General features: G+C 41.8%; 23 protein-coding genes and 4 pseudogenes. 19 read left to right on the top strand and 8 right to left on the bottom strand.

The features are described from left to right. On the bottom strand, positions 1-97 hold a 97-nt coding region (locus AC2VE5_RS18325; protein ID WP_486886923.1), incomplete at its 3' end, for an IS1/IS1595 family N-terminal zinc-binding domain-containing protein. Between the two features lie 90 nt (positions 98-187). Between AC2VE5_RS18325 and AC2VE5_RS18320 the strand changes: the two genes are divergently transcribed. Next, positions 188-403: a hypothetical protein gene (locus tag AC2VE5_RS18320; RefSeq protein WP_486889148.1), complete on the top strand. Its 216-nt coding sequence runs from the start codon at positions 188-190 to the stop codon at positions 401-403. Between the two features lie 62 nt (positions 404-465). Here the strand turns inward: AC2VE5_RS18320 and AC2VE5_RS18315 are convergent, their stop codons facing one another. Next, positions 466-1077 (bottom strand): type II toxin-antitoxin system PemK/MazF family toxin, encoded by a 612-nt coding sequence (locus AC2VE5_RS18315; RefSeq protein WP_486889147.1) that lies wholly within the window; start codon positions 1075-1077, stop codon positions 466-468. 1 nt (position 1078) lies between these two features. Further along, a complete protein-coding gene (locus AC2VE5_RS18310) occupies positions 1079-1558 on the bottom strand; it encodes a type II toxin-antitoxin system antitoxin SocA domain-containing protein (protein ID WP_486889146.1) in 480 nt (159 codons plus the stop codon). Positions 1559-2296: 738 nt separating this feature from the next. On the opposite strand from AC2VE5_RS18310, the gene AC2VE5_RS18305 reads away from it, so the two are divergent. Continuing rightward, entirely contained in the window at positions 2297-2710 is a 414-nt protein-coding gene (locus AC2VE5_RS18305) for a hypothetical protein (protein WP_486889145.1), read from the top strand. 139 nt (positions 2711-2849) lie between these two features. On the opposite strand, the gene AC2VE5_RS18300 is transcribed toward AC2VE5_RS18305, so the two are convergent. After that, positions 2850-3086: a hypothetical protein gene (locus AC2VE5_RS18300; RefSeq protein WP_486889144.1), complete on the bottom strand. Its 237-nt coding sequence runs from the start codon at positions 3084-3086 to the stop codon at positions 2850-2852. Positions 3087-3159: 73 nt separating this feature from the next. On the opposite strand from AC2VE5_RS18300, the gene AC2VE5_RS18295 reads away from it, so the two are divergent. After that, positions 3160-4740 (top strand): alkaline phosphatase D family protein, encoded by a 1581-nt coding sequence (locus tag AC2VE5_RS18295; RefSeq protein ID WP_486889143.1) that lies wholly within the window; start codon positions 3160-3162, stop codon positions 4738-4740. Between the two features lie 687 nt (positions 4741-5427). Here AC2VE5_RS18295 and AC2VE5_RS18290 read toward each other — a convergent pair. Together AC2VE5_RS18290 and AC2VE5_RS18285 are read right to left on the bottom strand one after the other, a co-directional pair. Next, a complete protein-coding gene (locus tag AC2VE5_RS18290) occupies positions 5428-6129 on the bottom strand; it encodes a hypothetical protein (protein WP_486889142.1) in 702 nt (233 codons plus the stop codon). A gap of 136 nt (positions 6130-6265) precedes the next feature. After that, positions 6266-6376, bottom strand: a pseudogene (locus tag AC2VE5_RS18285) (YpsA SLOG family protein); the annotation flags it as partial. 82 nt (positions 6377-6458) lie between these two features. Here AC2VE5_RS18285 and AC2VE5_RS18280 point away from each other — a divergent pair. From AC2VE5_RS18280 to AC2VE5_RS18215, 14 genes and pseudogenes are all read left to right on the top strand, one after another. Further along, on the top strand, positions 6459-6590 hold the full coding sequence (locus tag AC2VE5_RS18280; RefSeq protein WP_486889141.1) for a hypothetical protein: 132 nt from the start codon (positions 6459-6461) through the stop codon (positions 6588-6590). A gap of 12 nt (positions 6591-6602) precedes the next feature. Beyond that, complete coding sequence (locus AC2VE5_RS18275; RefSeq protein WP_486889150.1) at positions 6603-6962, top strand: helix-turn-helix domain-containing protein; 360 nt, start codon at positions 6603-6605, stop codon at positions 6960-6962. A gap of 295 nt (positions 6963-7257) precedes the next feature. After that, positions 7258-7773, top strand: a complete 516-nt coding sequence (locus tag AC2VE5_RS18270; protein WP_486889140.1) for a hypothetical protein — start codon at positions 7258-7260, stop codon at positions 7771-7773. Between the two features lie 69 nt (positions 7774-7842). Beyond that, positions 7843-7989 carry a hypothetical protein gene (locus tag AC2VE5_RS18265; protein ID WP_486889139.1) on the top strand — a complete coding sequence of 49 codons (147 nt, stop codon included), beginning with the start codon at positions 7843-7845 and terminating at the stop codon, positions 7987-7989. After that, a complete protein-coding gene (locus AC2VE5_RS18260; protein WP_486889138.1) occupies positions 7986-8444 on the top strand; it encodes a hypothetical protein in 459 nt (152 codons plus the stop codon). The genes AC2VE5_RS18265 and AC2VE5_RS18260 overlap by 4 nt, the downstream gene beginning before the upstream one ends. A gap of 83 nt (positions 8445-8527) precedes the next feature. Then, positions 8528-9274: a fimbrial biogenesis chaperone gene (locus AC2VE5_RS18255; RefSeq protein WP_486889137.1), complete on the top strand. Its 747-nt coding sequence runs from the start codon at positions 8528-8530 to the stop codon at positions 9272-9274. A 132-nt stretch (positions 9275-9406) separates the two neighbouring features. Then, positions 9407-10012, top strand: a complete 606-nt coding sequence (locus tag AC2VE5_RS18250; protein ID WP_486889136.1) for a hypothetical protein — start codon at positions 9407-9409, stop codon at positions 10010-10012. 192 nt (positions 10013-10204) lie between these two features. Beyond that, positions 10205-12985: a fimbria/pilus outer membrane usher protein gene (locus tag AC2VE5_RS18245; protein WP_486889135.1), complete on the top strand. Its 2781-nt coding sequence runs from the start codon at positions 10205-10207 to the stop codon at positions 12983-12985. 515 nt (positions 12986-13500) lie between these two features. After that, positions 13501-14274 (top strand): annotated as a pseudogene (locus tag AC2VE5_RS18240) (SAM-dependent methyltransferase). 30 nt (positions 14275-14304) lie between these two features. Continuing rightward, a complete protein-coding gene (locus AC2VE5_RS18235) occupies positions 14305-14649 on the top strand; it encodes a cupin domain-containing protein (protein ID WP_486889134.1) in 345 nt (114 codons plus the stop codon). Between the two features lie 156 nt (positions 14650-14805). After that, positions 14806-15171: a group I truncated hemoglobin gene (locus AC2VE5_RS18230; RefSeq protein ID WP_486889132.1), complete on the top strand. Its 366-nt coding sequence runs from the start codon at positions 14806-14808 to the stop codon at positions 15169-15171. Positions 15172-15304: 133 nt separating this feature from the next. Continuing rightward, positions 15305-15927, top strand: a pseudogene (locus AC2VE5_RS18225) (YwiC-like family protein). Between the two features lie 104 nt (positions 15928-16031). Next, complete coding sequence (locus tag AC2VE5_RS18220) at positions 16032-16616, top strand: DUF6037 family protein (protein ID WP_486889131.1); 585 nt, start codon at positions 16032-16034, stop codon at positions 16614-16616. Positions 16617-16844: 228 nt separating this feature from the next. Beyond that, on the top strand, positions 16845-17408 hold the full coding sequence (locus AC2VE5_RS18215) for a Uma2 family endonuclease (protein WP_486889149.1): 564 nt from the start codon (positions 16845-16847) through the stop codon (positions 17406-17408). 44 nt (positions 17409-17452) lie between these two features. On the opposite strand, the gene AC2VE5_RS18210 is transcribed toward AC2VE5_RS18215, so the two are convergent. Then, positions 17453-18160 (bottom strand): Crp/Fnr family transcriptional regulator, encoded by a 708-nt coding sequence (locus AC2VE5_RS18210; protein ID WP_486889130.1) that lies wholly within the window; start codon positions 18158-18160, stop codon positions 17453-17455. A 734-nt stretch (positions 18161-18894) separates the two neighbouring features. Here AC2VE5_RS18210 and AC2VE5_RS18205 point away from each other — a divergent pair. Then, positions 18895-19200: a hypothetical protein gene (locus AC2VE5_RS18205; protein WP_486889129.1), complete on the top strand. Its 306-nt coding sequence runs from the start codon at positions 18895-18897 to the stop codon at positions 19198-19200. A 352-nt stretch (positions 19201-19552) separates the two neighbouring features. On the opposite strand, the pseudogene AC2VE5_RS18200 reads toward AC2VE5_RS18205, so the two are convergent. Then, a pseudogene (locus AC2VE5_RS18200) lies at positions 19553-19642 on the bottom strand (site-specific integrase); the annotation flags it as partial. A gap of 145 nt (positions 19643-19787) precedes the next feature. Here AC2VE5_RS18200 and AC2VE5_RS18195 point away from each other — a divergent pair. After that, entirely contained in the window at positions 19788-20021 is a 234-nt protein-coding gene (locus tag AC2VE5_RS18195; RefSeq protein ID WP_486889128.1) for an EF-hand domain-containing protein, read from the top strand. The last annotated feature ends 204 nt before the right edge of the window (positions 20022-20225 follow it).

Here is a 20225-nt window from a genome sequence, read left to right as displayed (position 1 = left end):
ACGTCTGTTGGCAAACAGGACAGAGATAGCGTTGATGTCCGTTGGGCATCTTGCCGTGTTTATGGGCTTTAGAATGATCACACAAAGGGCATTGCATGGACGAGTTGCAGATGAGAGATCCCCTCTACTCTACCAATCCCACGTTTATTTGACGCACTACCCTTAATTAGAAGCAGAAGTCCGAGCGGTGCGGAAACAAGCTCAAGCCCAACGTCAGAGACTTGCTCAGAAATATGGACATGAGTTTTTAGTATTGCTCGACAGCGATCATAACTCGAAAGTGGTTGTAACCGATATTGTGCAAAAGCTTGTATTTCAGGATGAGGAAGGGAATGTCGTTTCTGAGACTGATGGTTCATTGGTGGGCAAGATTATTGAGGTGCGGTTTAATTCACTAAACTAAATGAAATTACAGCATCTTGAAATTATTTATGTAAAATAGTTACCCGTCTTAAATGTCCTAGTTTATTGTGAGTCCAAGTTGTTGATTAATTCTTCAATCGCTAAATTCTTTGTCTCTCTAGGTAGATAATCAAAGACTTTTTTTAAAAGTTCTGGAGACGCATTTTGGGCGAACCAGTCATCACTAGGATTTTCTTGAATATAAAAAAAATACTTCGATCGTTCTTCTATAGCGTCTTTATCTGGTTTATCTAATTGTCCAATCCTATTTAGCCAATTGGCTGATGAGTCTTTGAAGCAATTAGCATCAACAGTACATATTTGATGAACTAAAGCGTGTGAGTTTTTATTAAGACAATTTCTTTTTGTAGAATTAACTGGATATGTAGTTGGTAAACCGTTAAATGTTCCTTGTGAAGTCAGGGGAATAACAGAAAACGTTGCTATATATCCAGTTTCATTTTGAAATTGATCGCTTGTCCAAATGATATAAGGATGTACTCCTCTCAAAACCCTGCTTGAATTAATATTCTCACTGCAATTTTGAGTTTGACATTCTACTTCACCTGGTGCATCTAATTGATAAATATGGACATGACCTAGTTTGCAACGAAGAGATACTTTATATGGATTTATAGAATAAATCCAACCTTGTCTAGGTCTTTTTCCAACCACTTTACAATCCTAATTCACCAACTAATTTTTCTCTTTCTGCCTGTAAGTTAAGTTTAAATTTTGCTTCTGGCTGATGAGTATTTTTTACTTCCAGCATTGGAGCCGTACTATATACATAATCTAATAACTGATTCAGTTTATCTGCACCAGCCCACTCTCTCCGAATATTATCTAGCACGAATCTAAGACTTAGAGGTATTTGTAAATCATCCGCCTGAACAGCTTCATCGACAGGTTTAATGTATGTTACATTTTCCTGCGATTCTTGAATAATCTCCTTCCCGTTCATTTGATTTAAAGCAATATCTATACCCTCATTCCAAGGTCCGAATTGATAATAACACCAATCTAAATCAGTCAGTTGCTTTTCCGTCCACTTAACAGAGTAAAGATCAGCTAGATACAAAAACTTAATTAGCTGTGTTTTTGTAATATACCCTTTTGTTGCGTAGACAAAATATTTTATAAGCTTATCCAACATAACTCTTCTCTCTGCTAGTAGTAAAGTAGTGTAAGTTAATCAACAATAAATATAGATATTCACGAACATTTTTATTCAAAACTTTTTATAGAGGTCTTCTAAGTTTAGATAGCTTAACAATAGTTTTTCTTCAACCCTTGACAATTTGTTGACTTACTCGCCAGAATCACGCAAGTTTGCCGTACAATTGTACTACAGTAGTAACGTAGAATTGATATCACTGACACAATTTTCGATCAAAATTTTATATATTGTTCCCATCTCATAGACTTGTCGTATTTGGCTGAATAACCTTTTGCCACTTTGTCATCTTCTTAAATGGCAAGAACCTGTAACATCAATCATCCACTACCCACAACGCTGAAATTTTAAACCTTGCCGCACTGTTTAGACACTCTGAGAGCAAGCTTAATTTCTGGCGATTGCACCCTTACGTTCAACTGCAATTCAATTATGTGCCAAGGTGACTAGGTTTTATCACAAAAAGTGAAGAAGATTGTAATTTAAGGTGAGACTTTTGCGTGTTAAAGGCTTAAGCAAAAGCGTGTGCCATTCGACTATGATCCAAACCAGACTAACGATGCCTTAGAGTATTTTCAGCAGGCTCTGGCTACGCGCGAAAAATAGAATAGGAATTGGCTTGTTTATTCATGCCGTCAAAACTGGACAAAAGCTCTGCCTACCAAACCAGGCTGTGGCTGGAAGGAATGGGCTGATGAAGCAATCAAGCGGCGACTGATGCAGTATTCGCACTCCCAAGACGGCTATATCATGGTGCATTTCGCATTGGGCACTCAAGGATTGTGGAGTCAGTTACGGTCATTGTCGTGGTCAGAGGTTGAGCGCATTGCTAGTAGAGGAGAGGTAAATAGGATGAGCGATCGCATCCAAATCATCGAACAGCCCATCGCCCAGTTAGAGGCGGAACTAAAAGCAATGCGACGACAAACCCAAGTCCAACGGCAGAGAATCGCTTACAAATTTGGGCAGGAATTTCTTGCACTGATTGATGGCAGTCCTAATGCTAGGGTGACTGTCACTGACATAGTACAGAAGCTCGTGTTCCAGGATGAAGAGGGCAATACTATTTCTGAAACCGATAGTTCTTTGGTGGGTAAGATTATTGAGGTGAGGTTTAAGTCACTGGTTTAGAAGTGTAAGTAATGCGATCGCCTTCTATGATGGCAGAAAATACCTCAAACAGCGTTCTCTATAATTTAATTAGCACGACCACCAACGAACCGTCTCAACTATAATTTATCTGTTGCAAACTTCTTGTTCACAACAATATTTAGTTGCGAACGATATGTAGAGTATCCCCACTCAAATAATATTTAGTAAGTGCAGAAGCAAGCGAGCGCCTACTAATTGTAGCTATAGCATACAGTCTTACTGTAGTGGTTCCAAGCTGCTTGGTATAACGAGTAAACGAAGCAGTCATCATCACCGAGCCATCGGTGTTCAACAAATTGGAAGCTGAAACATTCGTAGAAATTGTTAGCTTTAGGCGCAAGGGAACAATAATCAAGACTTAACCTAGATGCAAAGCAGCATTAAGGTTACTCTGCTAGACTCTCTCGTGATTCATCAGGGAGAGTGGTATGCAAAGGTTTGACTTTGAGGGCTTATTATCAAGTCGAGTAAAACGGCGGCAAGTATTAATCGGGACGGGTGCTTTAACAGGATTAGCGATCGCCAATCAATGGTCTAATAAAGTTATTGCTCAACCCCGATTCTCAGCTTATCCCTTTAGTTTGGGTGTTGCTTCTGGCGAACCACTACCAAATAGTGTAATATTGTGGACGCGGTTAGCCCCAGATCCGCTTAACGGTGGCGGGATGCCAGTGCAAAATGTGCCAGTGCAATGGCAAGTTTCTGATGACGAGGACATGAGACGGATTATCCGCAGTGGCACAGAAATTGCCACCCCACAATTAGGTCATTCTGTCCATATAGAAGTAGAAGGGTTAAGACCTGCTCAGTGGTATTGGTATCAGTTTAGAGTAGGCAGTGAAGTAAGTCCGATTGGACGTACTCGTACTGCTCCGGGTTTTGGCTATCGCATAGATCGGTTTCGCTTTGCCTTTGCTTCTTGCCAGAACTGGCAAAGCGGCTACTACACAGCATATAAGTACATGGCTCAAGAAGACCTTGATCTAGTGGTTCATTTGGGAGATTACATCTACGAGGGCGCTCCCAGTCCAAGCGCTATCAGGCAGCATGATGGCAACGGAGAACCAATAACGGTAGAGGGATACCGCAACCGCTATGCCTTGTATAAATCCGACCCAAATCTCCAAGCGGCACACGCTGCCTTTCCTTGGATAACAACTTGGGACGATCACGAAGTTGACAATAATTACGCCAGCGATGTGCCTCAAGATCCAGCCTTACAATCGCGCGAGGCATTCTTAGCGCGTCGGGCTGCGGCTTATCAGGTGTACTACGAACACTTGCCACTGCGACGGTTCTCTTTGCCTACAGGAGCCGATATGCAGTTGTATCGACGTTTGACCTTTGGCGACCTAGCCGAGTTCAATGTGCTAGATACTCGTCAATACCGCAGCGATCAAGCTTGTGGCGACAGAACTAGGATTAATTGTACTGAAGCTCTGGAGTCATCGCGGACGATAACAGGTCAAAAGCAAGAGCAATGGTTGTTTCAAGGGTTAGCTAAGTCTCAAGCTCGTTGGAATATTCTTGCTCAACAAGTATTCATGGCACAGAGGGATTTTGAGCCAGGAGCAGAAGTTCGCCTAAGCATGGATGCTTGGGATGGTTATGTAGGGTCACGCGATCGCCTTTTCCAATTTTTGCAGCAAAGTCAGCCTGCAAACCCCATAGTGCTAACGGGCGATGTTCATACTAATTGGGTAGCTGACCTCAAAGCTGATTTCAACAATCCTAGTTCAAAAACTATTGGTACGGAGTTTGTTGGTACTTCAATTAGTTCGGGTGGTGATGGCTCAGATACTAACGCAAACACTGAAGCAATACTAGCAGAAAACCCCCATATCAAGTTCTTCAATAACCAGCGCGGTTATGTGCGCTGCGAACTTACACCCCAGCGTTGGCAGAGTGACTACCGTACTGTTGCGGCGGTTACTACATTAGATGCTCCGATTACAACTAGAGCTTCTTTTGTGGTTGAGAACGGACGACCAGGCGCTCAACGTCTCTAGGCTAGTTGCGATTGCGGTATAAAGAATTCTTGACCGCATACTTGCCTTACATCTTCAAAACCTAGATGCTCAAGGTGGATATCCATTTGTCTTTACAGCTATCCACCTTAAGCATTTCTAAAATCATTCTTAGTAAGGCAAGTCAAAACTGGACGGAAGCTCTCTCTAACAAAACTAGATTGAGGCTGGAAACAATGGGCAGATGAAGTAGTCAAGCGTCGATTAATGCAATATTTGCACTCTCAGGACGGGGATATCATGGTGCATTTCGCATTGGGTGGTCAAATGTTGTGGAGTGGGTTGCGCTCCTTATCTTGGTCGGAGGTTGAGCTTATTGCTACTAGAGGGCAAACGGTATGAGCGATCGCACTCAGAAAACGCATTGCCCAGCTAGAAACTGAAGTCCGAGCGCTCAGGAAACAAGCCCAAGCCCAACGTCAAAGATTTGCTCAGAAATATGGGCGCGAGTTTCTGGCATTGATTGATAGCGATCCCAACTGCAAGGTGGTCGTGATCGACATATTTCAAAAGATTGTGTTTCAATATGAGGAGGGGAATGTTATTTCCCAAACTGATGGTTCTTTAGTAGGCAAGCTAATTAAGGTACGGTTTAAGTCGCTGCATTAAGAAAGTTGCTAAGAGTTTTCCTCATCAAGCACATCTTTGAAGCGGTTGCATAAACCAAAGTCATTTTGGACAAGAATATTCATTTTCAAAGCCTAAGTGAATGTTCTTAAATCTTTTAATAAGTTCTGCCTGTTTTGAGTTAGAGCAAGTGATTTTATAGTTATTGCCAAGAATAATTTTAGAAAGATGAGTAAGTTTTAAGAGGTCTTTCGGTAAATCAGCAAGATCGTTAAACGCTAAATTAAGCTCTTTAATGCTTGGGATTAAGAATACCACTTGAGGAATGGTTCTGTACCCATTCCTACCAAGATTTAGCTTTTCAAGTTTTTTCAGCTTGCTCAAACTTTGTGGCAGTTGTTTTCTTCCTTTTAGTTGAGCAGATTCTCCAGAAATATCTTGAGCGCCATAAAGATTTAGCTCCTTTAATTGGGTCAAGTTTCCAATGCTTTCTGGCAATTGAGGATTCATCACGCAGCCGTTCCCCTCATCCATATTCAAGATTTTAAGTTTCTTTAGGTTCCCAATCCCATCTGGAATCCGCTCAAGTTTTTCAAGGCAATGTATTTCAAGTTCTTCTAGATTAGAAAATTCCCCTATCCTACTTAGTTTTTCAGTGTTTTCGTCAGGCGTGATTCTCAACTTCTTAATGGATTTTGCGTTTTCCAATGCGAATGTCCCAGCAGCAGAGCCACTAGAGTAAGTCCCTAGGACGAAGCAAGTCAGTAGAATTTTGAGCAGAGATAAATTTTTAGAAAATGACATAACAGCTTTCTTTCGTTGCAACAGTCTAAAGTAGATATTCTCTCAAAAATGAGATCAATTAATTAATAATCACTGAAAATAGCTTTCACCACTTTAGGTGCTTTAGCAACACTTTGTTTTGAAACTGGTAGTTACTTCAAAAAAAGAAAGTACGGTCGAGAATTTCTTTAACAAACTGGTAAATCTCTGGCTCATCTGATGCTCTTGACCCAGCAACATTAAGGTTTATTATTCTAAACTTTGAGAGAAATAATTGAAATTGATTAGTAGTAAGTAGCTAGGTGAAATTAAGTATAAAATACGAGAGGTTGTTAATTAGAGGTTAGTTGATGCCTGCTCCCCTTCGGATTCGTCTCGCCCCTGAAGAAGATTTCAGCCTATCGCAGTTGCAAGTGGCAACAAAGGTGCCGCAGCGAACTAGAAAGCGCACTCATATGCTGCTGTTGAATGCGCAGGGATAGAAAGTAGGAGCAATTGCAGAAATATTTGAGTGCCATGAGCATACCGTTCAAGCAACAATTCGACGTTGGCAACAGCAGGGACTTGGTGGTTTATGGGAAGCTTCAAGTCGAGGCACAAAACGTAAATGGCAAGAAGCGGATATGCAGTACTTAGAGCAATATTTAGAGCAACAGGAGCGGATCTATAACAGCAAGCAATTAGCAACTGTTCTAGAACAGGAGCGTCAAGTTAACTTGAGTGCTGACCGGATTCGATGTATCCTGCAAAATGAGGATGAATACGATTTAGCCACTGCCATCATCAAGGGTATGGAAGCACGTAGTGTTCAAGGTAACTACACCCTGGAGCGTTTTAAGTTTAATTCCGCCTGACTACTTATTGCCAGGTTAATAATAGCTAAATATTACTTAATAAAAAGTTCAGCATAAACACGGAAGGAGTTTCGTAAAAAAACTCATATAGTTGTACTTAAGAGGATAAAAACAACTAAGTTTTAAGTTGTGAAAATAACATTAGTTAAAGTGAATAAAAAGATTAATATTCTACTGCTTTATAGCAAAAAAGTAGTTTATTTAAATCTTATCAATCATTGGTAAAAACTAAGATAACTTCACTACTCGACTAAAGTTTTACTCTAATACAATCGCTTTTTTGGAGTAAGTCACAATGTCTACTAAACTAATTCGTCGTTTTCTAATTGCTTCTGGTCTAGTTCTCGGTGCAACAGCAGCTTTCTCACCTACTGCCTTTGCTCAAACTGCTGCTGCTGAGGTGCCACTTTCGGGTACAGTAACTTCAACACTTGCTATTACATCAACGGCTACAACTGAAGCTGGTGCTCTAGCCTTAGACGGTGCTGCTGCTGGTACAGAACAGATCGTTAAGGCGGCTGACTTAGCGATCGCTACTAACAACGAGCAGGGTTATATCTTAACTGTTAGCTCTGGAGCTTTAATTAAGGATGGTGGAACCGCCATTCCCTATCAAGTCACTACAGTTGCTGATGCGGCAGTTGCTCCTGCAACCGCAGGTTTCACTGTTACCTCTGGTACCGACTACACAGTTAGTACCGCAGGAGCCGGGTCAGTACCGCAGGATTTGTACATTAAATACACTCCAGCAGCACTTCAGGACGCAGGTGCTTATGCTGCAACGATTACTCTAAACGTTGCAGACAATTAATTAGATTGGTACTGGTTAAAATGTGCGGTGTTGTGTATTCAGACAATGAAGAAATTAGGCAACCTCCTTATGGTTGCCACATTTCACAACCAAGGCATTGAGACACTAGAAATACGGGACGACAGTTCTCCAAGGCAATTATTACAGTACAACGTTAAATATTTGGCTCAGTCTGCTTGCAGTAGCTTATCAGGTACGAAGGGATTAATTCGATGAAACCTTTATGCTGGCAAATTGTACCCTCTCTTTTACTTGTCCTTTTGGGGGTACAACCTGCCTTTAGCTTACCTACTATCACATCATCGGCAACAAGCATCGCCAGTAGTCTGACGTTAGATGGTGAGGGTAGCGCCAGTACCCGTATTGTCAAGGTAGCTAATCTTGAACTCTCAACTGACGACTCTGATGGACTTACCCTAACTATCAGTTCTGAAAGTTTGACTAAAAGTGGTGGTGAAACACCCATTCCTTTTCAAGTAACCACAGTTGCGGCTGGCTCTGGATCTCCATCTGCTTCAGATTTCCCGGTTTCCCCTGGTAGCAGCTACACAGTTTCTACTAGGGCCGCTGGTTCATCCTCTAAAGAACTGTACATTAAATATACTCCAGCAGCGCTTCAAGATCCAGGTGCTTACAACACCTCAATTTCTCTAGTTGTTACAGATAACTAATCCAGCTAACAGCTTCAAAGACTCTGCTCAGTTTGCTTAAAGTAACTGGGCATTTTTACTTACCATTACAGGAGATTAACATCATGAGGCTTTCATTTAATCACATTTTACTTTCTCTCTTCCTTGTCCTTTTAGGAGTCCAACCTGCCTTTGCCTTCAAGCTATTCCCCATCTCGCGGACGTTTGCCCCTACTGGTTCAGGTGCAACTCAATCTTATCAAGTTGTCAACGATAGTAATGAGCGGTTAGCGGTACAAGTTTCTATAGTTCAGCGCCAAATGGACTTAACAGGCAAAGAGAACTATAAACCAGCCGATGATGACTTCCTCATTTATCCACCCCAAATATTACTAGAGCCTCAAAAGACTCAAACGGTGCGCGTTACCTGGTTAGGAGATCCACAGCCAACAAAAGAACTAGCTTATCGTATTATTGCCGAGCAATTGCCAATCAACCTAGAAAAGCCCCAAGCTAATCAGGCAAAACCAGTTGGTGCAGTTAAGGTTGTCCTTCGCTATCTAGGCTCACTCTATATCCGTCCAGCAAACGTACAGCCAGATGTGATATTAGAAGGGGCAGAACTTCAAAAGGGAACGAATAGTGCCAACGAGCTAGCGATTAGCTTCAATAACCGGGGAACTGCGCGCGCAGTATTGAAAAATTTGAAATTGCACTTGATTGGGCAAGGAAAAACTGTTGATCTCCAGCCGGAACAGCTGAAGGAAATAAACAACGCTGTCATTCTCGCTGGTAACAAGCGCCGTTTTGTTATGCCTTGGCCAAATAGCCTACCAGTGGGTGCAGTCACAGCAAAATTTGAGTTTGAATAAAACGTTAACACTCAAGTGAATTTTACCGTTAGATACTTGTTTCAAGTCCTTCAGAAACTGTATTTGCAATAAGTTGACAGCAAACTAACATCATCAATATCTAAAGACTGTCAAGTAACAAAGGTAGGAATATTGGAGACTGAACGCTATAAACATCTCTCTGGCAGATTGCTTTGTCGCCAACTCATTGCTTCTGGTCTGTCCGTTCGCGTTGCTACCTCCATTTGCCGTAAATTGGTTTCCTCAGGTTTTGTGATCGCTTCAGTATCAGGGTTCCCACAAGCTGCGATCGCTGACTCAACTGCAACGATTCAATTGACGGGTACAGTACCTCTAATTCTTGATATCTCCTCAAACACGGTTGTGATTGAAGTTCCTCTCAATGGCTTAGATATCAATAACACTATCATTAGTAGTCTTGCCATCCGCTCTAATTCAGGTGATGGTTACACAGTGATGGTGAAGTCAGTGAACAATGGTTTGCTGAAGCTGAATATTAATAATGTTGTTTATTCGGTTCCCTATACCTTTAGCTATAACGGTGCATCAGCGATCAGTCTAAGCACAACTGAAATGGTTGTTGAGCATCAAAATTCTAAAAGCTCAGACGTTTTAGCCTGTGCTATCAGCACGGGTTGTTACCGATACTTGAGTATCAACGTCAATGGCTCAGATGCTAGTATTACGCCAACAGGGGTCTATACTGATACGCTCATCTTCGAGATTACAGATCATTAATGCCTCTCCACGAGCAAGTTGTAAACAAACTTAGCGGCTCCAGAGAGTTACCGCAAAGCTCTGATGATTTTGTGGTTGCTCCGTTCAAATCTCGCTGAAGCCTGGTGAGGTACTGATATTTGCCTTGCCTGACTGGGTACTTTAAGCAATAGAGGAGTTGACTTATTCCATTATTATTGTCAAGAAACTTGTGTGAACTACGTTTTAGCCAACCTAACATTTTTGTTTTTGGGGAGTGTTGTATTCCCAGCGCCTGCACCAGCCTCAGTTCAGACCCAACCTCAACCGTCGAAATTCTTAGCAGAGGCGCAAGCGAAACAGCTAAATCCAGCAGTCAGATCATCTAAGTTAGCAGCCCTAGCCCCACGTAAACCTAAATACTCAGCTTCACTTCTAGCAGAACAAACTGAGCAGCCAGCTACAGCAGACAATTCAACCCCTCTACCAAAACCTGCTGATAATCAAACTGAGTTACCACCTCCAAGCACCAGCCAGCTACAGCAGTCTAGTCCAGAACAGCCACAAGCCCCAACAAACCAAAATACAGATGAGCTATTTGAAACAATTTTTGGTCAGCCACAGACTCGTGGTAATATCCCGCGAGTTATAGTTCCCTTTTTCATCAACGAGCAAGAATCAGGTCAAGTTCTGGTTTTGCTCTCCCCCGGCAACATTGCCACAGTCCGCGTTCAAGCAACACCACTCCTCACACAAACAGCAAAAATTCTTCGCTCTGATATTCAACAAAAGCTGCTTGTAGCAGTAGACAGTGAAGGTAATCTCACGCTGGAAGTGCTGCGACAAAATGGCTTAGAAGCAACCTTTGACGATCGCAAGTTAGAGCTTCAAATTCAGGTTCCTCCCGCTCAACGCAAGACTAGCATCTATAATTTGCGAGAACAAGGACTACCACCCGAAGCCGAAAATGCTCTGCCTCCTAGCACTACGAGCGGCTACATCAATTTGCGCGGTGGACAAGACTATGTGTGGTCAGGAACGCAGGCTACAGCAACCGGAAGACAACCCCTGCAACTAAATTTAGAGGGAGCCTTGAATTGGAAGGGATGGGTGCTAGAAGGTAGCAGTACATTCACTGAACAAACCGCTCCTGCGTGGGTACGTGGCGATCTGCGACTTGTACGTGATGCTCCCGACCAAGCTTTGCGCTACGTGATTGGCGATCTCTCAGTTCCGATCTCTGGCTATCAAAGTAGTCGTCCTTTGCTCGGAGTTGCAGTTGCTAGAAACTTTTCGTTGCAGCCCTATCGGGTAACCCGACCAGTCAGTCAGTTTGAGTTTTTTTTAGAAACACCATCACAAGTTGAAGTATTTATTAACGGGCTGCTAGTGCAAACACTACAGTTACCTGCGGGTCGGCAAGATATTCGCGATCTCCCTCTAAGTGGTGGCATCAACGACGTGCAACTCGTTATCACCGATGCTGTAGGTCGAGTACAGCGACTAGATTTCCCTGCTGCTGTTGCTAGGGAGTTGCTATCTACGGGTTTAAAACAGTTTGCTTATAGCTTCGGCTTCCCATCGCAAACAGAAAACGGCAGCTACAGCTACTCTTGGGATCAACCGACACTCTCTTTAGCTTATCGTCAGGGGCTAAGTAACACTCTCACAATGGGTGGCTACTTCCAAGGCGATCCAAAACAACAATTGCTAGGCTGGGAAGGAGCTTGGGCAACTCCTTACGGTAACTTGGGTTGGGATGCGGCGTTCAGCCATGCCAGCGCCGTCGGTACGGACTATGCTTTCAGATTGCGTTACGAATACCTGAAACTAGGAGGAAATAACCTTTCGCAACGGACGCTCAGACTTGCCTTAGAGCATCAGGGCGATCGCTTCACTACTCTAGATGAATTAACTGCTCGTAGTAAATTTGGTTGGGATCTTTCCGCTAACTACAGCCAAAGAATTTTTGCGGATATCAGCAGTAATTTAGGTGTTGACTACCAGTTTGGTCGCTCAGATGTACTTGATACTTACGGAATGTCCCTAGGACTTTCTAAGGCTTTTGGCAATGGTTTAGGTGTTAACTTAAATCTTAGCTATAGAAAAAACGATACAGGCAACAATGAACAAAGAGCTTTCCTCAATCTTTTTTACTTATTGCCTAGACGGAGGCAGTCTGTTACTGCTTCGACAGATATCAATTCTACAGGTAGCCTTACCAACCAAGTAACCTGGAACTACAATTCGCGTAGAACGATTGGTGGCATCAATGCTGCTGTCGGTGCGTTGCTAGACTCAAATAATTACGGCATTACAGGTCGATTGGATTACACAGGTTATCGCTTCACAACTAACCTCTCTCATAATTTCAATATCTCTGGGGGGGAGAATGAAAGTGTCGGCAATCTAACTAGACTCACGTTTGGGACAGCCCTAGTTTTTGTCGATGGTCATTTCGGGTGGTCGCGTCCTGTTAACAATAGCTTTGCTCTAATCGTTCCTAATCAAAATTTGAGAGGTCAGATTATCGGCATTAATCCAAGTGGAGGCGGCTATACTGCTCGTGCGGATAGCCTTGGTTCGGCAGTTGTTCCCGATTTGTCGTCCTACTATGTTTCCTCACTACGAATTGATGCCCCAGATTTGCCGCTAGGATACAATTTAGGCGGAGAAGTTTACAACCTTTTACCTGGTTATAGAAGTGGCACTTTAATTCGTGTCGGCACAGAAGCTACTGTTTTTGTCAGAGGCATATTGCTAGCCGCAAACGGAGAACCTATTGCCTTACAAACGGCTGAAGTAACTTCACTCTCCGATCCAAATTGGCAGTCGGTTACTTTGTTTACAAACAAAGTAGGTAAGTTTGCCTTGGAAGGTTTTAAGCCTGGTAGGTACGAACTTCGCATAAATAATAATCAACAGAATGTCATCCGCTTCGAGATTCCTCCTAAACAAACTGGGATCTACGATATTGGTACTCTTAAAATTCCTGTTCCTGTGAAATTAGACTGATTTTTGATAATAGACCTCTTGCAAAAATCAATTTAAAGATTGACTTAAACATATTCCTCTTTTATCACTCTAAGCAGAAGAAAATATGAATTGGAAGTTGATCTGATGCACAATGGAACACACAAACTGATTCATCTTACTTATGAGTCGCTCAAACCCAAACTGCAATGAAGTGATAGGAAACACTTCTAATTTTACTGGTGATATCCCAGTTTTGATACACGGGTTCCTAGATTGCCTTCGCTCTGAGGAACTAAAAGAAAAACTGCCTGCACAATTTTCTGAGAATGACATGGCATCAGTCATAGTGACGATGGTAAGAAATTTGCCTGATAGTTTGCTGCTATTTAATGAGTAGTTTCATAGCGCAGAGCTTTCTGCGAATACCACAGTTGTTGCTGCTGTCATTAGTTGGTAACTGAAACAGCATTTTTACTGCAATATGAGCTAGCTCAAAGACTTAATTGAGAATACATGGCAAATTGGAAGTGTACAAACTAAGAGGGTCTTTTGATATGACCAACGCTACCCTCAACTTTCAAACCGCTTCAGGACACCAAGTTCTAGCAGCAGCAGGCAAAAAATATCTGCGTCCTGGTGGAAGATCAGCTACAGAGCAATTATTTGGGTGAGTTAATTTTCAGCCTGGCGAGACAGTTTTAGAATTAGCATCGAGTTTTGGGTACAGTGCGATCGCACTTGCTAAAGGCTATGGTGTTAAAGTCGTCGGTGTAGAGAAAGATTCTGATAGTGTAGCTCGTGCGCGTGGCAATATTAGTGCTGCTGGTTTAGAACATCAAATCGAAATTATCGAAGGCGATATTTTCCACTTAGAAGCAATACCAGGAAAGTTTGATTACGTTTTAGCCGAAGCAATTCTCACGATGCAATCCCCACCGGGAAAAGCAAAGATTTTAGCTGGCATTCACAATAAACTCAAACTCGGAGGTAAATTTCTCTCTCACGAATTGTTAGCCAGTGACAAAGAAGAGCAAATTCGGACTGAACTAGCGCAAGTAATCCGAGTAAATTCTACACCCCTGTCAGAAGCTAACTGGATTCTTGCTTGTGAAACAGCAGGATTACAAGTGCAAAAGCATAAAACTGGAGCAATGGCTTTACTAAATTTGAGACGAATGTTTCAGGATGAAGGCATTATAAATACAGTTCGGATTTTGAGGAAAGTTTTGACCCACGAACCTATCCGCAAAAGGCTTTTAGAAATGCGCTTTGTTTTCCAGAAATATCGTAATGAATTAGGTTACATCATTCTGTGTGCCGTTGCCTAGTAGGTCATTAATTCAAAGTTTAAAATTGCTATGATTTCTAAAAACCTAACCAATTCATCTTTCGTTACCCAACTGCGAGAACAAATTGAATATCGCGATCCTGGAACTTTCAATAAAGTATTGCTGAAAGATCAAGCTTGTCAATACACGCTCGTTTGTCTTGCAGCTAAAACGGAGATTTCTGAGCATAAGTCTACTCGCAATGCCACTGTTAATGTTATTGAAGGGCAGGGCTTACTGACCTTATCGGGACACGATATTATCCTAGAACCAGGTATTTTTGTGTTTATACCTGCCAATGCTCCCCATGCATTAAAAGCTGAAGTAAATTTAGCTTTTTTGTTAACGCTTTCTGAAAAAGTAGATAGTAATTAGGTTTTTTTGAGTGATGGAATCAACACTTAGATTTATCACAGTTCTAGTTGAAAGCATCACTCTTTAAATCGCTAACTGCGAGGCTTGATTTACCTCAGAAGGCATGAGCCTCTAGTACACAATTTCAGCGTAAAGTTCACTTGTTTGGAAAAGGATATGCAGACACCAACAACGTTATACGAGAAACTTGGCGGACAGCAGGCTGTTAAGCAAGTAGTGGATAGTTTTTACAACGATGTTTTAGCAGACGACATTGTTAATGACTTTTTTGCTCACACAGATATGGAAAAGCAGCGCCGTCACCAGACTGCTTTCATATCCTATGCTCTTGGTGGCTCAGGTCAATACACAGGTCGTTCAATGGAAAAAGCACACGCAGGTTTAAATCTCCAGCCGGAACACTTTGATGCTATCGTGAAGCACCTGAGTGATGCACTAGCTGAACATAGTGTGCCGCCAGAAGATATAGATGCAGTGCTTGAACGGGTCGCGACTCTGAAAGAAGCTATTTTGTACAAGTAAGTAGGATTTACACATTGACAGGAAGATGATTTAGCTCGCTGCTCTATGCTTACCGCTAATTGTGGATGCTCGTGAAACAGGGCAATCCACGACCGCAGCATAATAAGCTATTCTCAAGCAGGAAGATTTGACGATGACTCAAACCGTCAATACAACTAGCAACACTACCAACCCTAATATCCAGGCATGGTATCACCCAACATTTTCCCCGGAACATGGAGTTTATGTAGTGTTGTTGGTTTTTTTCCTGCTCGGTGCAGCCGCCGCCCAAAATTGGACATTGGCAACAACACTGGCTTTAATGTGTACTTTTTGTGGTTTTCAAGCTGAACATCCTTTGGTACTGCAAATTAAGCAACGCCGCAGTTCGAAGCCGCACCTTTAGCTTACGCTGTAACAACTGGCACAATTTCCCTAAGTGTAATCGGATTGTGGGCGCTCAATACTCTCTACTTTTCCAGCACCATTTTCACAGTCAAGCTGCGGAAACCAAAAACCAGTTCTTTAATTCCAGCAGTGATTTATCATGCGATCGCTACTTCAATTATTTTCGCCCTCTACTGGCTTAATTTGTTATCTCTAGTCACAGCTTTAGCCTTTGGAGTAGCGCTACTTAAATTTGGCATCATTGCCCTAAATCAAGAATGGTATCGTAACGTCAAAATTCAATTTGTGGCGATGCTCGAAACTGGAACTACCTTTGCTTTTCTCACAATTATTGCCCTCGCAATTCTGCCAGCACAGTTAACAATTTAGCCACACCATTATTGATTGTAAATAACTGCTATGTCGTTAAATAGAAGAATATTTATTTAAGTGAAGAAAAAACTATAATATCAAGGGGAACTCATGAGAAACGTATGATTCTTGATCGGTTAGAACTTCTCTATAACAGCATGACTTCTCAAGGAATTACGAGATGCCGTTTTAGCTATCGACTAAGACATCTTAAATTTTCAATTATATTTCTAGCTGACTACGATCCTATGGAGCTTTTATTTGGATGTCATGCAGAAAACATTTTTTTTACTTCAAGAGTATGGAAGAAAAACTTTGCTTTGAACACATATTTGGGCGATGCTTACTTGCCATTAGTCAGAGCGTTAGGGCTAAGACCAGATCCATCTAACCCGTACAGTCCAAAGGCATTTTTTGAAGAGTTTAATAGACATATTCCAGGCACAACTACTCCAAGAGCTATTCCTACGCAAAGGGAAATTGCTGAAAACAGCAAGGACATTGAAGAATCCGAAAAAATATATTTTTTTGGTTGGATAATGCATGATGGTAAAACTAGCAAACCTAGAGTAGAAAATTTAGAAAAGACTAAACGCATATGTGGAATTCAAGTTTACGAAGTATGTAAACTTAATTTGATTAGTAGTCGCTGGACAGAGGATGCTGAAAAAGCTATCACGTTTTACCCTCCAACGATTAAATCTTAAAAAATAAAGTTAATAGACTTAAAGTTAATTTATAAAATCGATATCAAGATGATGAGACTTAACCTACAACAGTGATCGCCTAGATTCAAAAGCGAATATTGATAAGTAAGATGCCTTGCATATACTGAGGCGATAATCGCCCTTTCTCCACTCTGCACCAATAAAAGCGATCGCTCTTAAAGTCAGATTATGATTAAGATAATCAAGCTTACTAAGCAGGATGACAGCATGACGATTGCCGCATCCAAACCAATTACTTTAGAGGAATTCCTGAAACTTCCCGAAACTGAGCCAGCAAGCGAATACATTGACGGGGAGATTATTCAGAAGCCGATGCCAAAGGTTAGACACAGCCGCTTGCAGGGCAAACTTTGTGCTGTGATTAATCAAGTTACAGAGGAACAGCAGATTGCATACGCTTTTCCTGAGCTAGGCTGTACCTTCGGAGGACGCTCTATTGTTCCCGACATAGCAGTGTTTCAGTGGAACCGCATTCCCTTTACTGCTAATGGAGAAGTACCGGAGAACTTTGAATTACACCCCGATTGGACAATCGAGATTCTCTCTCCAGAACAGAAGCCGAATAAGGTAATTGGCAACATTCTTCACTGTCTACGTCACGGATGCCGATTAGGGTGGTTAATTGATCCTGATGATCGCAGTGTGCTGGTATTTCTACCAAATCAACAGCCAGAACTGTTACAAGGAGGCGATCGTTTGCCACTTCTAGAAGAAATTGAATTAAATTTAATAGCGAATCAAGTCTTTGGATGGCTCAAGATGGAAGCCTAGTCATCGACTCTTTAATATTGGCTCTTGTCTACACTTACTCTATCTCAAGAATTTACCTCTAGTGTGCCACTAGCGATCTCTTCTAATGCCTTACCATCAAGAATCGTAATCTTACCACCCCGACTATAGGAAATTACAGATTTAAGACTTTTAGTTAATCGGACACATTCTTCGTAAGTAATGCCGATACTCCGAGCTATTTGATAATAAGGCAGTTTGACTTTCAAACACTCACCGAGTTTAGTTGTTTCAGTCCCATATTGCGTTGCAAAATATTGAATAAATCGAGCTAATCGCACAATCGCTCGTTCAGAAATCAACCCGTGTACTTTTTCATGCAGTTGCTGAAGCCTGGAGTTGAAAACCATCAGCATCCGCAGAGCAATTTCAGGATTCTGCCGAATAGCATTAAGTAAAGCATCTCGTTCTACAGAAAGAATTTGACAATCACAAACAGCCGTCACAGTTGCAGGAGCAATACCATTTCCCAGCAGTGCAGGTGCAGCAAAAATTTCTCCGGCTGGTAGGGTGCGAAGAATCGTTTGCTTTCCTGTTGATGCTGTTTTAGTAATTTGGATTGAGCCGCTAAGGAGAGAATACAGCTTCGCAGGTAAGAGATCGCTCTCATGGATGATAATTTCTCCTTGACTATATAATTGCAACTGAGTGTGTGGTTGCAAAATTGTTAATTCCTCTGGTTCTACACCTCCAAAAAGGGTAATTTGTGAGATTTGTTCAATTGTTGCTTGCATAATTTTATCGAGCAGTACCAAACTTGTATCTACTATGAGAACCACTCGCAAATTAGGCTAATCTTCACCGTCTGAAGCATTATCTGGAGCTTCGGGCATAGCGCAAGTACACCCCCCCTATAACCGAAACCACTACTTGATAAATTCTATAATAAACCTAAAATTGCTTTCATAAATTTATTCGGTATCCTAGCTTTCAAAAACCGAAAGCATAACTTACTTAATACTACAGCAGTTCTCATTCCGATAAAGTACAGCTTTAGGATTTAATTACTGTGAGGTCATGCTTAAGGTGTACTGCACTCAAGTGCGAACCGCTATAACCCTGATTTGTCACTCTGGGCAAGGAAAAAGCGAACTAAAGCTTGAAAACCTCTGAACTGTATGGCTTTCAATCCTAATTTCCTAACAAATGACTTAATTTGGAGCGACTTTACTAAAATCCCTATGCCTAGCAGCTTCCATATTTTACTTTCCCGAAAGTGACAAATGAGGGATAAGTACAAATTCATGAATTATTTTAAGTTTTGTGATTTAGCTACTAAGGGGGATATTACTGCCTTAACGAGTTTAAAATAGGAACTCATTAGAGTCAGGGAATATATTAAAAGCGCGATCGCTTCTTTTTCCCAGCAGGACGGATTCAGTATTGGCGGCGTTGTGGCGACCGTCGAACTTAATCCTAGTTTATGCCCTCTCAATCCTTGCCCCTTGAAGGTTGGAGTTGAAAAGCCGTGACTTTTAGCTATAAGCAACTGGAATTAGATTGCAAAGAAGCTAGGGCGATTGCCGCCGGCACTGCGCTCCGCGCAATCGCGCGTCGAGAACGGGCGAAAATGAGGAAAGCCTTGAAGAATTTGGCGGAGAAAGAGAATATCCCCAAGTGGCAGAGTGCAATCGCTCTTTGGATTACGCAGCATCGCGGTGAAAAAGTCTCCCTATGGCAATTACAACAAGCGCTAGGTAGTCCCTCCCTAGTAGAGGTTTGGCGCTTGGCTGCTGCATTCCCCTATGCCTTATCAGTGGGAGGATACGGGTGAGTTCTACAAGGAAGCGCAGAATATTTAGATTAGTAATTGATAGAGATACACTTAGATACAGTTGCAAGGATACAGTTAACAAATGGTTTAACTTAGTTTGGCAGTCATTTACTGAAACTGGTAACTTTGAAAAAATTTGTAACCGTTACTCTACCCTAATTTTACCGATTGATTACTATGATACAGTTCAGGATGGATTGAGATCCCAAACCATTTTAAATTCTACAGGCAGACACCGAACAAGGTGCGAACGCAATCCACCATGTCCTCGCCCTTTTGCCTTACCCATAAAAAAAACGGACAAGAATTAAGAATGGTAAATTTTGGCGGCGGTTGTGGGGCAGGTATAGAGATCGCGGTCATTATTTAAGCCATGACTGAAGATTAGCTGTATCTCTTGTTGAGTGAGAACTTTGGCTCGACCATGCCGATTTATTTTTATTGTCCCAACTGTAGATCCTGTATCACAGCCTACACCTGATCTAAGTCCCAGCGATAGCCGTTTCTACGTCTAAAGATATAAGTTTGTTTAATGAGTGAGATATTAATGAGATATTAAATTGAAAGATCAATTTAGATAGAAACTTATGGCAACCGAGCAAGAGCTTCAATCTCTTTTTAATACCTTAGATGGCGATCGAGACGGCAAAGTCTCCATTAATGAGCTTTTTTTAAGTCCTGGCTTAAGTGCAATCATCTCATCAGAAACAGGTATCAGTAGCCCCCAGGAGTTACTATCACGGTATGCTTCAGACGAAGACGGTAGTATTACCTTTGAAGAGTTAAAGGAAGCAGTTGAGAAAGCAAATAATTTAACCTAGCAGTCAAAAAAACCAATACCCAATACCCAAAATCCCTCTCTAGCCCATGCTTTGAGGGATTTAAAATTTCTAGGTCATAAGCTAATAAGCACTTAAGCTGCAATATGATGGTTATTCCCTTTATTTTTGATCTTGCGATGCCATTCAATTACTAACTCGCCTTGATTTAACAGCCTATCCAGTAGTAGCTTCAATTCATCTACT

Source organism: Aliterella sp. E5.1, assembly GCF_057473825.1.
Note: the sequence above shows the minus strand (reverse complement) of the source record. Positions and strands in the feature narration are given on the sequence as shown.

Excerpts from the sequence above, each read along its gene's own strand:
- AC2VE5_RS18210 (WP_486889130.1), bottom strand. The coding sequence starts at position 18,160 with ATGCAAGCAACAATTGAACAAATCTCACAAATTACCCTTTTTGGAGGT.
- AC2VE5_RS18195 (WP_486889128.1), top strand. The coding sequence starts at position 19,788 with ATGGCAACCGAGCAAGAGCTTCAATCTCTTTTTAATACCTTAGATGGC.
- AC2VE5_RS18215 (WP_486889149.1), top strand. The coding sequence starts at position 16,845 with ATGACGATTGCCGCATCCAAACCAATTACTTTAGAGGAATTCCTGAAA.
- AC2VE5_RS18220 (WP_486889131.1), top strand. The coding sequence starts at position 16,032 with ATGATTCTTGATCGGTTAGAACTTCTCTATAACAGCATGACTTCTCAA.
- AC2VE5_RS18265 (WP_486889139.1), top strand. The coding sequence starts at position 7,843 with ATGGTTGCCACATTTCACAACCAAGGCATTGAGACACTAGAAATACGG.
- AC2VE5_RS18230 (WP_486889132.1), top strand. The coding sequence starts at position 14,806 with ATGCAGACACCAACAACGTTATACGAGAAACTTGGCGGACAGCAGGCT.
- AC2VE5_RS18235 (WP_486889134.1), top strand. The coding sequence starts at position 14,305 with ATGATTTCTAAAAACCTAACCAATTCATCTTTCGTTACCCAACTGCGA.
- AC2VE5_RS18295 (WP_486889143.1), top strand. The coding sequence starts at position 3,160 with ATGCAAAGGTTTGACTTTGAGGGCTTATTATCAAGTCGAGTAAAACGG.
- AC2VE5_RS18280 (WP_486889141.1), top strand. The coding sequence starts at position 6,459 with ATGCCTGCTCCCCTTCGGATTCGTCTCGCCCCTGAAGAAGATTTCAGC.
- AC2VE5_RS18270 (WP_486889140.1), top strand. The coding sequence starts at position 7,258 with ATGTCTACTAAACTAATTCGTCGTTTTCTAATTGCTTCTGGTCTAGTT.
- AC2VE5_RS18255 (WP_486889137.1), top strand. The coding sequence starts at position 8,528 with ATGAGGCTTTCATTTAATCACATTTTACTTTCTCTCTTCCTTGTCCTT.
- AC2VE5_RS18305 (WP_486889145.1), top strand. The coding sequence starts at position 2,297 with ATGCAGTATTCGCACTCCCAAGACGGCTATATCATGGTGCATTTCGCA.
- AC2VE5_RS18260 (WP_486889138.1), top strand. The coding sequence starts at position 7,986 with ATGAAACCTTTATGCTGGCAAATTGTACCCTCTCTTTTACTTGTCCTT.
- AC2VE5_RS18290 (WP_486889142.1), bottom strand. The coding sequence starts at position 6,129 with ATGTCATTTTCTAAAAATTTATCTCTGCTCAAAATTCTACTGACTTGC.
- AC2VE5_RS18310 (WP_486889146.1), bottom strand. The coding sequence starts at position 1,558 with ATGTTGGATAAGCTTATAAAATATTTTGTCTACGCAACAAAAGGGTAT.